Consider the following 15,289-nt stretch of genomic DNA (forward strand, 5'->3'; position numbering starts at 1 on the left):
TTTGGATAGCCGGTTAATTAACTGGCTACCAGGTCGCGAAATAACTGAATATGCCAGCTATCTTTAAACGGCACCTCCCATTTAGTTTCAAGCTCGGTTAAATTTTGAACCAGGTTATTGTAAACAACCGTTTCCTTATTGATGCTACCATCTTTCAGCTTAGCCTCAAAATCACGGCGTGGCAGTGAGAGCACTTCCTCACCTTCGCGATAAGCCAAATTAAACCTGTCGAAAAGATTGATGCCTAAATGCTGCTGCACCTGCTGCATAAAATGAACCGATTTATCAATAGAACAGCCGCTGGCACCTGCCTGGCTTTCATCAACTATCAAAATAAAAAAACGGTTGTACCTAACCTCACCTTTGGCTTTCAGCTGGTTATTGTGAGCTGTCCACCCGGTAGCAAACTTGTCCAGCTCAGGCTGAATCTGTTGTACTTCCTGGTCGGTTAATTTCCTGTCCGACTGATAGATCCAAACTCTTGACTGTGGAGAAAATTTCATTTCCAAAAATATCAATTTATTAACTTCGGGTTACATTTTGTTGTCATGAAAATATCAATTCTGCCATCAATTGAAAAAACCGCGCTCATTACATCAATTTTAGCCCTTGTTGCGCTAAATTACGGTTTTAAAGCCGAAATGAGCGAACAGGAATGGTTAAACTGGAGCAATAAATGCCTCAACAGCTCATTTAATCCCGCGCCTGGTATCAACCTCAAAAAGTGGGAGATAACCCTTACTAACGACTATTTTTTACGTGTGAGGAAAACTTATCAACAGGGTAAACAGGAATATTTTTCTTTTAACCTGCACCGCCTAACCAATGTTGATTATCTGGCCAGCGATACTACAGGCATATTAAAATTCAATACGCAAACTGATGATATTATTGTACAAACCTACGAAGACCCTAATGGCAATATCGACTCAATGGCCACTACATTTGATTTACCGGTTCATAACATGAGCGCCACCAAATTTGACAGCCTGAAGAATGCGTTGCATTATTTCAGGACAAAAGGTTTATAACCCGTTAGCCCTAACCGTGATCTCGGCAATATCCAAAACTTTTATCTCCTGCTCCTTATCCTGGTTTTTTACGCCATCAGTTAGCATGGTCATACAAAAAGGACAAGCGGCGGCTACCACCTGGGCCTTAGTCTCGATAACATCAGCAATACGTTCTATATTGATATCCCTTATACCGGGCTCAGGCTCCTTAAACATCTGGGCACCACCGGCACCACAGCACAAACCATTTGATTTACAGCGTTTCATTTCCACCAACTCAGTATCCAATATCTCCAGCGCTGCCCGCGGAGCCTCGTAGACGCCGTTTCCCCGGCCCAAATAGCAAGGATCATGATAGGTGATCTTTTTACCCTTAAAACTTTCACCGTTTTCGGCTTTCAGCTTACCGGCATCAATTAACTGTTGAATAAGTTGTGTATGATGAATCACCTCATAATTACCCCCCAAGCCAGGGTATTCGTTTTTTATGGTATTGAAACAATGCGGACAACCGGTAACTATTTTTTTGATGTTATAGCCATCCAACACCTGGATGTTCATCATGGCCTGCATCTGAAACAAAAATTCATTACCAGCCCGCTTAGCCGGGTCGCCAGTGCAGTTTTCTTCTGTACCTAACACTGCGTAGCTAATACCCACATGCTGTAATATCTTGCAAATATCGCGGGTAATTTTACGGGCACGTTCATCAAAGCTGCCGGCACACCCTACCCAAAACAATATTTCAGGCTCCCTTCCCTGTGCAGCCATTTCGGCCATGGTTGGGATGGCCAATGGTTCATTGTTCATAGCTCATGGTTTTATTTATGGTCGATAGTCCATGGACCATTGTTAATTATTTTTATTTCCCTTCACAGCCATGATCTATAAACCATTAACTATGATCTGTAAAACTATTCCTCCGCCCAGTTAAACCTGTCGGCCTGGCTGTATTTCCATGGGGCGCCGTTGTTTTCTACGTTGCCAAACATATTATTGAGGCTTGCCGGGGCCTGCGATTCTTCCATTACAATATAACGGCGCATTTCTGTTATGATCTCCAGCGGATTGATGTTCACCGGGCAAGCTTCCACACAGGCATTGCAACTGGTACAAGCCCAGAGCTCTTCGCGGGTAATGTAATTGTCAAGCAATGATTTATCATCCTGGTGGTCTTTACCGTGCTTATCAATGTTATTACCAATCTCGGTGATGCGGTCGCGGGTATCCATCATGATCTTGCGCGGCGACAGCAGTTTGCCGGTAATGTTAGCCGGGCAAACCGAGGTGCACCTGCCGCATTCGGTGCAGGTATATGCCTCCATCAGGTTTTTCCAGGTAAGGTCAGTTACATCCTTTGCACCAAAACGGGCGGGCTCGCCATTATTTTCAGGGACGAATGATGGATCAAGCATGGCCTTAACCTCATTAGTAACCGATGCCATATTGGTAAATTTCCCTTTAGGGTTCAAGTTTGAATAGTATGTATTGGGGAAAGCCAGCAGGATATGAAAATGCTTTGAATATGGTAGGTAATTTAAGAAACACAAGATTCCTACAATATGAAACCACCAGCAAACCCGTTCGGTAATTACCAATGCCGAAGCGCTACCAGGCAGTAACGGCGCCAGCAATGAACTCACCGGAAAGCTTCCGGCTGTAATATAGTGGCCAAAATGCAGCAGTTGTAATTTATAATCGGCCGCATTCATGGTCAGGAAAGCGGTCATGAGCAATATTTCGGTAATGAGGATGTAATTCGCATCGGATTTTGGCCATTGAGTCATTTCTGTACCCGTAAAGCGTTTTAGATGCACAACATTGCGCCTGCACAGGAAAACGATACATGCCGTAAGTACCAATACTGCAAGCACCTCGAAACCGCCTATTAAAAAACCATACAAGCCACCAAGCGGGTGCGCAAAAATGCGGTGCGAGCCAAAGACCCCATCAATCATGATCTCCAGCACTTCAAGATTGATGATAATAAAACCAATATAAATAAAAAAGTGCATTACCGCCGCTACGGGGCGTTTAACCATTTTGGTTTGGCCAAGGGCAATTTTGGCCATCACTTTCCAGCGCAGGGCTGGCTGGTCGTTACGATCCGTGTCTTTACCCAGCAAAATATTGCGCCTTATTTTAGACACGTTATTGCCGAAGAAGTAAACGGCAGCCGCCAGGATGATAATAAATATAAGCTGAGCAATCATTATGCGTGCATAGTATTTTTCTCAAAGTTAAATGAATTGTTTAAAGCGCAAAATGTTTTGGGATTGAAAAAATATTTGAAAATTAATTAGCTGATTACCTGCACAATTATTTAAAACCAGGGGCGAACAGAAACTTTTTTCAAAAAAAGTTTTCAAACATAAAAAAAAGGCTACATTTGCACTCCCCAAACACGGGAACGGTTTGGTACCATAGCTCAGATGGTAGAGCAAAGGACTGAAAATCCTTGTGTCACTGGTTCGATCCCAGTTGGTACCACTTAAAAGACCATATGGTCAAATTATTAAAAAAATTTATTAAGCCTTCAGAGATTTTCTGAGGGCTTTTTTTATTAAATATATATCTCGTGCCCGTCTGCCGCGACGCGGCAGACGGGCGTTGCTGTCGCAAGCTATAGCGTTTAAAATGCTAACCTCAATTCACTAATTTCGATAATCGATTTTACCCGAAAATTTCTATCCGATCCTCTAAGATGGCAGAATGCTCTTAAGTATTTCACAAGATCTTTTGTTGGTGACAAATCATCCTCTCCCTCAATCACCTCATAATTACTTAAAGTCCGTGTTGTTATCTGCCCAAATCGATCTTGATATTTTATAAATAAGTAGTTTTTACTTTTTCTTTTAAGGGCGTTATTTAAAAGAGTCTCAACTTCGGTAGTAAGCTTTAGGATGCTTTTTCCGCCTTTCTTACGTTTCTTAAATATTGGAGCGTGGGTTTTAAAGGGATTAGATATTACAATCGGATCAATTATCTCTGAAACTTCTTTATTAACGTTTCTATTTAATACATAATCGAAATAGGTTATATAATAAATTCCGCTCCGATTTGACAATTGTAAAGGTTTCAAAATCGTATTTAAACAATTTATACAGGTTTCTTCCTTTATTGCCTTATCCAAAATCGATAATAATTCATTGTCAGGTTCCATGATGATCATTAGCGAGGCTAACGGCAACAGTTCTTCAGAGAATTTTTCACCAACTGCATTGAACCACTTGCACTTTGCAACATAGTCGGGATAGATTTTTTTGCGCTTAATATCGGGGCTTACCTTGCTTCCTTTCTCCAAATCGTGTTCTTTAATTTCGCAAAGCGTCATTATTGGGCTTACAAATGAAAGTAAACCACTTAGAGTATTAGTTTTCTTGCTGGAGTTAGACGAAAGCTCGGAATGCATAAAACTTCTCTCTTTACCCAATTCAACTGGTAAAGTTTTTAATGCTACTAACGAACCAGGTAGGAAATTATCATAATCCGTGCCTTCAATTTCAAGCCTTCTTAAATCAGTTTCCAGTAAATTACTTTCCTGAAATTGATTTTTTTACTTGAAAACCATACGCATTTGTACTTATTCAAAATTGGAGGATCAACATCTTCATCATGATTGATAACCTCTGTAACAACCATTATTGGCGGCGTCATCAGATATTCACCGCTAATAACGATGGAATGGATTGTTTCTTGAAATGGGTGCGTTTTTAAAATCACTGCATCCCCAATAGTGAATTTAGGCATAGGGAAAAAATAAACTCAAATATAATATCTTTGGGAGGGACTTCGGAGGAAGAAATGGCCTTATCTATTGCATTTGGAATTGACCATAAGATACTTCATGCGAAATAGTGCATGATGGATGTACATTGTCATTACCGGCCTTGTAGGAAGCAGAGGTGATAATCATCTCCCGCTGATTATAGGTTACTGGCGAACCTTTAGTGAGGTAACTCATCATCGGCAACGCTATGGTTAGACTATGAACAAATATAGCAATTATCTTCAATATGTTAGGTAGTGCTTTCATTACTTTAACTGTTGTTTGGTTATTTACTGTATAATTCGAGACAGTGGCGTGACTCAAGAAATTGGGTAACGGTCAGCCTAAGGGTGTATGCGGGTCTGATATCAACTACGCCGTAATCCGAAGTCCCTTTTTTTATGAAACCGAAACGTAAATCAACATGGCTTCGCAATCGCGGTTATCTGCATTTCACAAACCAAATTAATGTAAGTGAAAAGCGAGGAGAGATTTTGGGTTTTGTGAAAAATAAAGAAGCAGTTGCAAAACATGCTTTTTTTCCTTTGATACACACTAATATCAAAGTGAGGCGATATAAATTCGATAAGCCAGGTACGGCAAGAGCCCATTCACATAACGGTGAGCAAACTTATAAACTACGGCCACTCCATTACGCTACACATATAGATGCCATGATTTTTGGCTATTATGGCGAAAGGCTACAGTTAAAATATTTGGATGAGTTGAAAAAAACCGAGGGGTTAACAGACTGTGTTACTGCTTACATCCAGATTGCGCATCCAGTACGTAAAGGTAAAAACAAAGGCACTATAGATTTTGCTCACGAGGTATTTAAAGAAATTGAAAGCCGCTCTGAGCAAGGGTGCTGGGCACTAAAATATGATATAGAAAAATTTTTTAGCAACATGAACCATCGCGTTTTAAAAATGCTTGGGCAAAGTTGCTTGACAACACAACATTACCTACTGATCATTATAGTGTATTTAAAGCTGCAACTAAATTTTCATTCATTTATCGCGATGACCTCCGTCTAAAATCACATGACTTTAATAGGCGTGCTGGTTTTGATGAACGTTACCTTGCGGAAATAAGAAAAACGAACGTATCGGCATTTTTTTACGATCCAGTCGATTTTCGGAACACTTTGAAAGAAGGTAAACTAAAGGTTCACAAAAACAATTTTAGAAACAAACAGGGTGAGATGGTAGGCATTCCCCAGGGATTACCGATAAGTGCGACATTGGCAAACCTATACCTTTTAAGCTTCGATAAAATTATGCTTGACGAGGTTGTTGTAAAAAGGCAGGGGTTCTATCGACGTTATTCCGACGATATCATTATAGTGTGTAGCGAGGAACATAAAAAAGCGATCATGGAATTGGTCGACAATACTTTGGAGGACATTGAATTGAACGTAAGCCCTGGTAAAAACGAGGAATATTTCTTTTCGAATAAAGATGTTCGGGGCGTTTCAAAATTAACCTCACAACTGTGGCAAAATGGGCGATTTTTTGACAACCGTCCCTTGACGTATTTAGGGTTTGAATTTTATGGAAATAAAACTTTAATAAAATCTGCTAACTTATCGAAGTTCTATCGGCGGATGATTTTGGCTGTGAAAAGTCGAACAAAGCGCGCATATGCATCAGCTTATGGCAATCAAACGATCAATACTGCTCTTTTCAATCGAAGGCTCTATAGATTATACACCAATATTGATCTTGACAAAAAATCAATTACGCGCAATTTTAAATCTCTTGTTCCAAATCAATTTGGAGATTATGTTTATAGGGTTCAAAAGAATGAAGGTGAATTTAGAAGTAATTATTTTAAATACGGAGAGCGAGCAAGCGAAATCATGGGTACTAATTCTATTGTAAAACAGACAAGGAGGCATAGAACCATTTTTAAACAAGCGGTTCAGAAGTACGCTAAGATTTATTCACAACGCTATAAATTTTAAATGTTTATTGATTTTCTCTGTTCAAAAAAAGGCATTACTATATAGCATTTTGCCTAATTTGAACCAATTTCATTTTAGGTCCAAATTAGCCAATCTCTTTAAATCATAAAAGAAATGTTGTGTTATAACTAAAGTCTGCACCACAGCAAAAAAAGAAGGTCATTTTTCGATAAGAAAATGGCCTTCTTTCTGTTTAAAGGCATCTTTTTCTCTCCAACTAAATATTGATTGACTTTCTCTTTGCACTGTATTTAATTAAACAGCCTTACTTCCATTTAAATACCTCATTAACAATATATTAATAATTCACTAACAAATTGTTTATGATATATATTATTTGTAAGTTTATGTAACCAATTGCATTATTTATGGTGATAAAATTTTAGGCATTATTTTGTCTTTACCTGGCTCTTTTACCAAGAAGTTGTCGCCCGCCAAATAAAACCGCTACCAGACGAAGTAAAGCCTTATATCATATTAAACCTTAAGCATTATGAATAAGATTTTAGTTTTCGCAGCTTTATTTAGCTTCCTGATTTTTGGATGTAAGAAAAAAGATAAGCCGTCCGAGGCAGGCCTCTCGGGTGTATATGAACTTGAAAAACAAGTGCTTGATCGAGGAGGCAAAGACTCTGTTATTAAACGAACGCAAATTAAAATCTACACAGATCATAATTATTTATACGCCAGTATAGTTCCTGATTCATCTGTTGGATTTGGTGTGGGCACTTATACACTTGACTCGGCTAACCGACTTAAAGAACATAGTATTTACACCAGCAGAGCGCTCGACTCATCCCTAACGTATAATCTTGAGGTTACAAAAAAACCTGATGGTTATAGCCAAGTGATTCCCGACTTTGCCACGGTAAAAGGTATAAAATATGCATTGAAGGAAGATTATAAAAAACTCCCACCGGCGGATAGCTCAGTACTTGACGGCTTGTGGAAAATGGAAAAAACCTACACGATAAAAGGCAAAGACACAATCCCAACTGATGTAACGCAGTATAAAATATTTTGGGGAGGGCATTTTATTTCTCGTCCACAGGCTCGCTCAAAACAAGGAAAAAACCATCTTTAAAAATGGGTTTGGCACCGGGGTATTTACTTTTAGTAATGATACGCTTAGGGAAGAAGAGCAAATATCAAATTACCGGCTTCTTCAGGGTAACAAATTTACTGTTAAAGTTACGATGAATGGTCATGACCAATATACCCAGGTGATTAATAGTGCTACAAATGGCCAATCTGTAGAAATCTACAAGCGAGTCAAATAAAAATTCTTTATTTAATCTTGTGTCACTGGTTCGATCCCTGTTGGTACCACAGAAAAAGAAATCCTCTAAGTTAACGCTAAGAGGATTTTTTGCTTCTTGCAAATATCAATCTATTTTCAGTAACTTTGTATTTCAAAGTACTTTTATAAACATAAATTACAGGTAATCATGCGCGTTTCTACCATACTCGATCAATTGCACTCTTTGGCAAAAGGAAATAAATGGGTGCAGCTTTTTGCTACTTTTAACAGGATAATGCTGGCGGCCGGTTTCTTTATTGCCGGTAGTGTTAAAATTATGGGTGAGCGGTTCGCCAGTGGTTTATCGGCCAACCAACCAATGGGCCATTATTTAGAAGCGTTGCACCATACAGGTTATTATTACACTTTTATTGGCATTTTGCAGGTTGCAGCCGCTATCCTGTTATTGATTCCCCGTACTCGGCTCCTCGGGGCGTTAATTTATTTTCCTATTATACTGAACATCTGCATACTGGCATACGCCGTCAGGTTTGAAGGCACCCGCATCACCACCTTAATGGTACTTGCCAACTTATATTTGCTGGGTTGGGATTATGACCGTTTAAAATTCATTTTGCCATTCAAGCAAAAAAGCAGCGATACAACGCAACCCGAAATGCAGAGTAATAAGTTTCCGTTCATGTTTTTTGGAGGCGTTTTTGCAACAATAGCCGCGGTAATAGTAATTAACCAGTTCATATATGATATCCGTCCGGGCAATTCATTAATGGAATGCAATAATGGATGTACCGGAAATGCCAAACCGGAGGCTTGTAAGGTTTTTTGCGACTGTGTGCACAACCTGGGTAAACCACTGGACAGTTGCCTGGCCCAATATGATAAAGTTCCGGTTAAAACTATCCAGACATCGGGCACAGGCAATCCAAAACATAGCAGGTGAGCAATGATTGTTATTTCTATCATTGCCTCACCAAGCATCCCATGCTGTTGTACGGCCGGTGATTTGTATGTAATAATATTGGATTAATTAGATCGATTTTTAGCACCAAATTTGTCGTTTTAGCCGTATTTTTGAATATGTGGCATCCTTTTTATGCCGCCGGCTATGAAAAAGAAGACGGAAAAGAAGTATATAATTAAGACATGGCGAACCATGAAACGCCATCTCCGCTCTTTTGTCGAAAACGGCGAACAGGAAGATTTGCATCGTTTTCGCACCGGGGTAAAAAACTACGGGCGCTTTTGATCTTGGGAGACAGCGCGGCAAAGGATGTTGCGCTGGAGAAACGCTTCAAACCTGTTCGTAAGATATTTAAGCAGGCCGGCGAAATCAGGAATGCCTATATAAACCAGGAATTGGGCAAAGCAGTTGGTGAAAACACCGATTTTATCCGGGAGCAAGAGCAAATCATGAAAATCACCACCCGGGCATTTAACACCGATAAGGATCAGCACCGGGTTTGGCTCCGAAAAACACGCCGCAAACTGCTGAAGCAGATCAGGCCGATCAGTAAACATCACCTCTCCCTATATTACAGGCAACGACTGGAAATTATTGCTGCAGCCTTAAGCCGCCCCCGTTTTAATGAGGAATTGCATACCTGCCGTAAACAACTGAAGGTACTTCTTTATAATTACCCCCTCGCTGGCCCAGAACTGGACCTCACTTTTAATGAACCTTATCTTGACCTGGTGCAGGCAGCCATCGGCGACTGGCATGACAATGAACTGGCCATCGCACTTCTTTCAACCACGGCGGATACCCGGAACAGCAAAGAGACACTCAAAGGACTAAAGAAGCAGGCCACCGTGCTTGAAAGACAACTCACCACACTCACCAGGAATTTCCGCGAACAGGCAAGTCCACCGGCCGCAATTTAACTATAGCGTAAAGATGTAAAAAAGTACAAATTCGAATTACCCTATTATAGGACACCTATAAAAATCGGGCTGTTGACATATACAAATGGCTTAAGAAATCGGTGTTGTATGTTAACATTTGCCTGCTGGCATATATTGAGTGCAAAGCCTGATGCCTTAATTGATGGAAAAGCACAACTTCAGACCCTCTCTTCTTCTTTTTTCGGAGGTGGCTATTAACGCTGTTTCGTTTTTTTAGCGGTAACACGAAGAAAAAGTCGATCCCATCCGGGCCTCACTTTCTACCCAAATGCGGCCCCCATGCCGTTCAATAATCTCTTTGGTAATATATAACCCCAAGCCCAGGCCAGTAATGCTACTGTTTACATCTTTTGCACGATAAAACTGGCTGAATATGTGGCTGATATTTTCCTCATTGATGCCCATACCGTAATCTTTAACAGATACCTGAATTTCCGTTTCTGACCTTTTTGCTGATACTTCAATTCTATCAGATTCCGGCGAATATTTGATCGCGTTGGTGACCAAATTGGTTAGTACCTGATCCAGCCTCATTTTATCCCCTTCTAAAATCATTTCTCCACTTTCTTCGAAATAAATTTCATGTGATGTGTATGCTTCCAGGATAGCTTCAAGGTTTTCTTTGATAAGCTCCGCAAAATCAAATTCTTCAAAATAAAACTGCAATTTTCCGGATTGTATTTTTGAGATATCAAACAAGTCATTGATCAGGGCATTCAGCTTTTTTAACTGGGTTATTGCTTTTGCAACAAAAGGCTGGTGTACATCAATTACCTTTCGTTCCAGCAGTTGTAAAAAACCGCTCATAGAAGTGAGAGGGGTTCGCAATTCATGGGAAGCCAAAGCGATAAACTCATCTTTTTTCTGACTCAGCTCTTTTACTTCTGTAAACAGCCTGGAATTATCGAGTGCCACTGCCGCCTGGGAAGCCAGGCTAACCACGATGTCTTCATGCTCCTGCAGGAAAACCCCAGCTTCCGGGTGACCAAAGAATAAGCCACCAACAACATTGCCTGAACTGCTTATAACCGGCACGGCCAGGTAGCTTACTACCGGCAGATGCCCCTCGGGCATTCCAAAATACGGCGCATTTTGTCCATACCTGGGGTCTTTCGTTATATCATCTACCCTTAGTACGCCTTCAACGCTAAATGTGTGATGGAAAACTGCCGTATTCCGGGGCATTCCGAAATTTTCAAATGCCTCTTTTGGTGCGCCCGACAAAGAGTACAACATATAGGCTTCGCCGTCCTGATTGATGGTATTATAAAAAAATACGCCAAAAGTGGCACCGGTAATTTGTGTAGTGGCATCCGTTACTTTTTGCAGAATAGATTCGGTATCAAGTTTCTCCGAAATGGCTTTCCCTATAGTATTCAGGATCTTCAATTTTTCCGCCTGGTGTCGGATAGCCGTTTCGGCTTTTTTTGCGGCTGTAATATCCCTGGCGATCTTTGATGCACCAATAATGGTTCCATGCCGGTCCTTTACCGGTGAAACTGTAAGAGATATATCAATGGCGCTTCCATTTTTGTGCAGCCTAACTGTTTGAAAATGATCAACTTTATTACCGTTCCTGATGTTTTTAATGATGATATCCTCTTCGGACAGCCTGTCACGAGGAATGAGAATAGATATATGTTTACCGATAGTCTCTCTTTCCTGGTAACCAAAAATCTTTTCGGCACCACCGTTCCAGGTAGTGATGATCCCGTTAAGGGTTTTGCTAATAATGGCATCATCAGAATTTTCAACAATTGCAGCCAGCATGCCCCGTTTCTCTTCTGTCTCTCTTTCGTCAGTCACATCACGCATAATGTGTGATGCTCCAATAACCTCCCCTCTTCATTTTTTATTGGGGAAATGGTAAGTGATACCGGAAAATCGACATGTAGTTTGTCGTTGCGGACAGTATATAAGTGGTTTACTCTTTCACCTGACCATACACGTTCAAGAATAGCCAGTTGTTCCTGACGGACGCTTTCGGGGATCAGGCCAAGGATGTTCTGCCCTAACAACACCGGGGCCGGGCATCTAAACATTTTTTCAGCAGCCGTATTGCAATTTAAAATAATATAGTCAAGATCATGGCTCAATACCGCATCTTCCATTCCTTCAAAAATGGCGGTTAGTGTGAAGAGGTCAGGTAATAAGTTATTCTTCATGAAAAGCTATCTTCTTTTTGCGCTGTCTGTAAATATCCGTCTTATGTAGATGTGTGGTTATCCATCTTATCTAATCATTGAAAACTCAACAGGCCGTTTCGATGCAGGAGTAACAGGGATTGGCAAAAAAGGTTTTAATAACTGTGTATGCGGCGTTATCTTGTTATACAATAGCTAACGTTTATTCCTTCGTTAATGATCAGAAAATAAAACCTATGAATGCTGTTGCTTGCGTTTATATTCACTTGGCGTACAGCCATATTTTGCTTTAAAAACCGTGGAGAAATAGTTTGGCGTAGAGAAACCCACCATATAGGTTATTTCGGATATCGGATACCCTTCATTCATTAACAAATATTTCGCTTTTTTTAGCCGGCGGTTTAATATGTAATCAGAGATGCTGCAGCCAAGCAACGCTTTAACCTTTCGGTAAAGCTGGATTCTTGAAACACCTATCAGTTTACATATTTCATCAACGCTAAAGTTTTCATTCGCTAAATTCTGTTCTACAATACCCGCAAAATCATTCAGGAATTTTTTGTCAAGGGCTTTTGATACAGGTACAGTTGATTTACTTACATCGCTGGTAAAATGTTCTTTAAGTGTTGCCCGGCTTTTGATCAAATTCTTCACGGTCGCGAGTAAATAATCAAAATTAAATGGCTTAACAATGTAGGCATCGGCCATGCAAGTAATCCCATCTATCTGTTGTTCAACACTGCCTTGTGCCGTTAAAAGAATAATAGGGATGTGCGAGGTACGTACATCAGTTTTTAGTTTTACTGTTAACGTTTTGCCAGACATCCCCGGCAGCACCACATCAGATATGATCAGGTCCGGAACACGCTCAAAGGTTTCATTTAATCCGCTTGTGCCATTATCCGCTGTAAATATCTCATAAGTAGCTCCCAGTTTTTCACTCAGGTAGCTCAGCAGGTCTTTATTGTCTTCGATGATCAATATGGATTGCTCCCTGGGCGTGCCGAATATTTGCCCTTCATCGGCCACTGACACAGGTGTAGCCAGGTCTGTAACATAAATTTTTGCCCGCTCTTCAAGATCTGTTTGTTTTGCATTAACGTGCTCCTGGGCAGTTTGGTCAAAATGACCATTTCCCAATAGCAGGTTAATGGTAAAAGTAGTTCCTTCCCATTTTTTACTCTTAACTTCGATACTGCCATGATGCAGGGATACGATTTCTTTTGACAGTGCAAGCCCTAATCCGGATCCTCCCGAAGAGCTGTTTTCGGCCTGGTAGAACTGCTCAAATACATGGGTGGTGTCCTGCGGCTCCATACCTATCCCGTTATCCTGGATGGCGATATCAACAGAGTTATTATCTCTGTTTTTGAAACTCACCTGGATACGGCCATTGTCGCTGGTAAACTTCAGCGCATTAGCTATGATATTAAAAAACACCTTATCTAACAGGTTAACATCATACCAAACAATTATCTGTTGCTCATCGCTTACCAGGCTCAGGCTGATATTACGCTTCTGGGCATTTTCCTGAAAGCTGGTGATGATCTCCCGGGCAAATTCAACAATATTATTGGGTGATACATTGATCTGTTGTTTATCGTATTCTATTTTACGGTACTCAATCAATTGGTTAATCAGGCGCAGCAAACGGTATACATTTTTATGGATCAGTTTCAGGCTTTTCCCGGCAACCAGGTTTAGCTTTTCATTACTCATCATATCTTCTACCGGCGAGAGGATAAGTGTGAGCGGCGTACGGAATTCGTGAGAAATATTAGTGAAAAATTGCAATTTAGCCTCCGTAGCTACTTCAGCCTTTGCCGACATCTCGATCAGCTGGTTACGCTGTTGCAGAATTTCATTATTTTTTGCCTCCAGGCTTTTGTTGATCTTCCGGTTTTCCATGAGCCAGTAAAATGCAAGACCGCCAAAAACAATAGCTAACACCAGCGACATTACAATTACATTTAAAACCAATTGCTGGCTGTTGTACACCTCACGCTGCTCAGTCAATAATGATCGTTGCCGTTCAATATCTTTCTGCTGACTGCTGATCTTGCTCCATTGCATTTTCATTAACTGTACATTGGCAGAGTCAATAACAACCGACTGTAGCAGGTTTTCCCTTGCGAACGACTCTTTGTTCAGGATCCTGAAAGCGGTCATAATTGCTTCTTTACCCCCTGCAGGATATAGCATACTGGCATTGATAGTTTTTGAAGCAACCATTTGCAGGCCACCTCCATGTCCGGGCAAGGCATCAACTCCCAATACTTTGGTGCCATGAATTTTAAATTTGTCAAGCACCTCTCTGGTCCCGAGGGCCATTACGTCGTTATGTGCAAATATTACATCTGCATTTTTTATAACAGGCGCTATCCTGGTCAATTGTTTTTTAGCGCTATCCTTTAACCAATCACCATATATCCTGTCTGTTATATTAATATCAGTGTATTTCCTTAAACCGTCGGAAAAGCCGCGGTCCCTCTCAATAGCCGGAGACGAGCCGGGCAGCCCCATAACTTCTACAACGTTCCCCCTTCCCTTTAAAAGGGCACCTGCATATTCACCCGCCATTTTACCTATCTGGTAATTATCCGCACCAACATAAGCTGTATATAAAGCTGATGATGTTTTACGGTCGATCACAATTACCGGGATACCTTTATTGTACGTTTGCTCCACTATCCCGGTGAGGGGCTGCGCTTCGTTGGGTGATATGATCAACAGATCGACGCCATCGTCCAGCATTTTTTTCACCTGTTCAACCTGTTTGCTGCTGTTACCGTCCGCATCGGCATAAATAAACCGGGCGTCAGGGTGTAATGAAAGTTCCATCCTCATTTCATCAAGCATCGTGCGACGCCAGAGATCAGAACCAATACATTGCGAAAACCCTATCGTATACTGTGATGTTTTATCAGCCCGCTTACAACCGGCAGCAATAAGCATCATAAAACCGATCAGTAGGATACCGGTCCTTATGTTTTTTGCATGCCACTTATTAAGCAAGGTCATAAGCTCAGATTATTTGGAAGAAAAAGGTAATAAAACAGGGTTAATTATTGGTTTATTTTTTCCCTTTTAGGATTAAACAAAGTAAAGATATCTATAAACGTTCCTGAAAAACAAATTTATAGGGCCGGGCAACCTACCTCACAACCGGAGTGATGTAACCAAATTGAAAGTAACAGGTAACATAAACGAATATTTCAATTTCAAATTTCGCAT

Annotated in this window: 16 protein-coding genes and 1 tRNA gene; 8 read left to right on the top strand and 9 right to left on the bottom strand. The window is 40.7% G+C overall.

Annotation, left to right across the window (positions count from 1 at the left end):
• Positions 1-17: 17 nt before the first annotated feature.
• On the bottom strand, positions 18-503 hold the full coding sequence (locus tag ACQ86K_RS27050; RefSeq protein WP_091165184.1) for an ABC transporter ATPase: 486 nt from the start codon (positions 501-503) through the stop codon (positions 18-20).
• A 45-nt stretch (positions 504-548) separates the two neighbouring features.
• Between ACQ86K_RS27050 and ACQ86K_RS27055 the strand changes: the two genes are divergently transcribed.
• Entirely contained in the window at positions 549-1,031 is a 483-nt protein-coding gene (locus ACQ86K_RS27055; protein WP_091165180.1) for a hypothetical protein, read from the top strand.
• On the opposite strand, the gene ACQ86K_RS27060 is transcribed toward ACQ86K_RS27055, so the two are convergent.
• Both ACQ86K_RS27060 and ACQ86K_RS27065 read right to left on the bottom strand, forming a co-directional pair.
• Positions 1,026-1,823 carry a (Fe-S)-binding protein gene (locus tag ACQ86K_RS27060; RefSeq protein ID WP_091165177.1) on the bottom strand — a complete coding sequence of 266 codons (798 nt, stop codon included), beginning with the start codon at positions 1,821-1,823 and terminating at the stop codon, positions 1,026-1,028. The two genes, ACQ86K_RS27055 and ACQ86K_RS27060, sit on opposite strands and share 6 nt — an antisense overlap.
• A gap of 104 nt (positions 1,824-1,927) precedes the next feature.
• Complete coding sequence (locus ACQ86K_RS27065; protein ID WP_091165174.1) at positions 1,928-3,226, bottom strand: (Fe-S)-binding protein; 1,299 nt, start codon at positions 3,224-3,226, stop codon at positions 1,928-1,930.
• A 204-nt stretch (positions 3,227-3,430) separates the two neighbouring features.
• Here ACQ86K_RS27065 and ACQ86K_RS27070 point away from each other — a divergent pair.
• Positions 3,431-3,503: transfer RNA gene (locus tag ACQ86K_RS27070), tRNA-Phe, on the top strand.
• A gap of 142 nt (positions 3,504-3,645) precedes the next feature.
• Here the strand turns inward: ACQ86K_RS27070 and ACQ86K_RS27075 are convergent.
• From ACQ86K_RS27075 to ACQ86K_RS27085, 3 genes are all read right to left on the bottom strand, one after another.
• Entirely contained in the window at positions 3,646-4,446 is an 801-nt protein-coding gene (locus ACQ86K_RS27075; RefSeq protein ID WP_431199106.1) for a hypothetical protein, read from the bottom strand.
• 80 nt (positions 4,447-4,526) lie between these two features.
• Complete coding sequence (locus tag ACQ86K_RS27080) at positions 4,527-4,763, bottom strand: hypothetical protein (RefSeq protein WP_431199107.1); 237 nt, start codon at positions 4,761-4,763, stop codon at positions 4,527-4,529.
• A 64-nt stretch (positions 4,764-4,827) separates the two neighbouring features.
• Positions 4,828-5,049 carry a hypothetical protein gene (locus tag ACQ86K_RS27085; RefSeq protein WP_143020721.1) on the bottom strand — a complete coding sequence of 74 codons (222 nt, stop codon included), beginning with the start codon at positions 5,047-5,049 and terminating at the stop codon, positions 4,828-4,830.
• Positions 5,050-5,183: 134 nt separating this feature from the next.
• On the opposite strand from ACQ86K_RS27085, the gene ACQ86K_RS27090 reads away from it, so the two are divergent.
• From ACQ86K_RS27090 to ACQ86K_RS27115, 6 genes are all read left to right on the top strand, one after another.
• Entirely contained in the window at positions 5,184-5,819 is a 636-nt protein-coding gene (locus ACQ86K_RS27090) for a hypothetical protein (RefSeq protein WP_431199108.1), read from the top strand.
• A complete protein-coding gene (locus ACQ86K_RS27095) occupies positions 5,726-6,748 on the top strand; it encodes a reverse transcriptase domain-containing protein (RefSeq protein ID WP_431199109.1) in 1,023 nt (340 codons plus the stop codon). Before ACQ86K_RS27090 ends, ACQ86K_RS27095 begins: the two co-directional genes overlap by 94 nt.
• Before the next feature lie 493 nt (positions 6,749-7,241).
• Positions 7,242-7,832 (top strand): hypothetical protein, encoded by a 591-nt coding sequence (locus ACQ86K_RS27100; RefSeq protein ID WP_431199110.1) that lies wholly within the window; start codon positions 7,242-7,244, stop codon positions 7,830-7,832.
• 364 nt (positions 7,833-8,196) lie between these two features.
• Positions 8,197-8,949 carry a DoxX family protein gene (locus ACQ86K_RS27105; protein WP_091165160.1) on the top strand — a complete coding sequence of 251 codons (753 nt, stop codon included), beginning with the start codon at positions 8,197-8,199 and terminating at the stop codon, positions 8,947-8,949.
• Positions 8,950-9,114: 165 nt separating this feature from the next.
• Entirely contained in the window at positions 9,115-9,255 is a 141-nt protein-coding gene (locus ACQ86K_RS27110; RefSeq protein WP_431199111.1) for a hypothetical protein, read from the top strand.
• Positions 9,256-9,257: 2 nt separating this feature from the next.
• Positions 9,258-9,890: a CHAD domain-containing protein gene (locus ACQ86K_RS27115; protein ID WP_431199112.1), complete on the top strand. Its 633-nt coding sequence runs from the start codon at positions 9,258-9,260 to the stop codon at positions 9,888-9,890.
• 234 nt (positions 9,891-10,124) lie between these two features.
• Here ACQ86K_RS27115 and ACQ86K_RS27120 read toward each other — a convergent pair whose 3' ends face one another.
• From ACQ86K_RS27120 to ACQ86K_RS27130, 3 genes are all read right to left on the bottom strand, one after another.
• Positions 10,125-11,726: an ATP-binding protein gene (locus ACQ86K_RS27120; RefSeq protein ID WP_431199113.1), complete on the bottom strand. Its 1,602-nt coding sequence runs from the start codon at positions 11,724-11,726 to the stop codon at positions 10,125-10,127.
• Positions 11,714-12,076, bottom strand: a complete 363-nt coding sequence (locus ACQ86K_RS27125) for a PAS domain-containing protein (RefSeq protein WP_431199114.1) — start codon at positions 12,074-12,076, stop codon at positions 11,714-11,716. Before ACQ86K_RS27125 ends, ACQ86K_RS27120 begins: the two co-directional genes overlap by 13 nt.
• 213 nt (positions 12,077-12,289) lie before the next feature.
• Positions 12,290-15,013, bottom strand: coding sequence for a hybrid sensor histidine kinase/response regulator transcription factor (locus ACQ86K_RS27130; RefSeq protein ID WP_218134399.1), 2,724 nt, complete (start codon positions 15,011-15,013; stop codon positions 12,290-12,292).
• Positions 15,014-15,289 lie beyond the last annotated feature (276 nt).

It is taken from the genome of Mucilaginibacter sp. P19, assembly GCF_050632265.1.
In the GTDB taxonomy this organism is placed as follows: domain Bacteria; phylum Bacteroidota; class Bacteroidia; order Sphingobacteriales; family Sphingobacteriaceae; genus Mucilaginibacter; species Mucilaginibacter gossypii.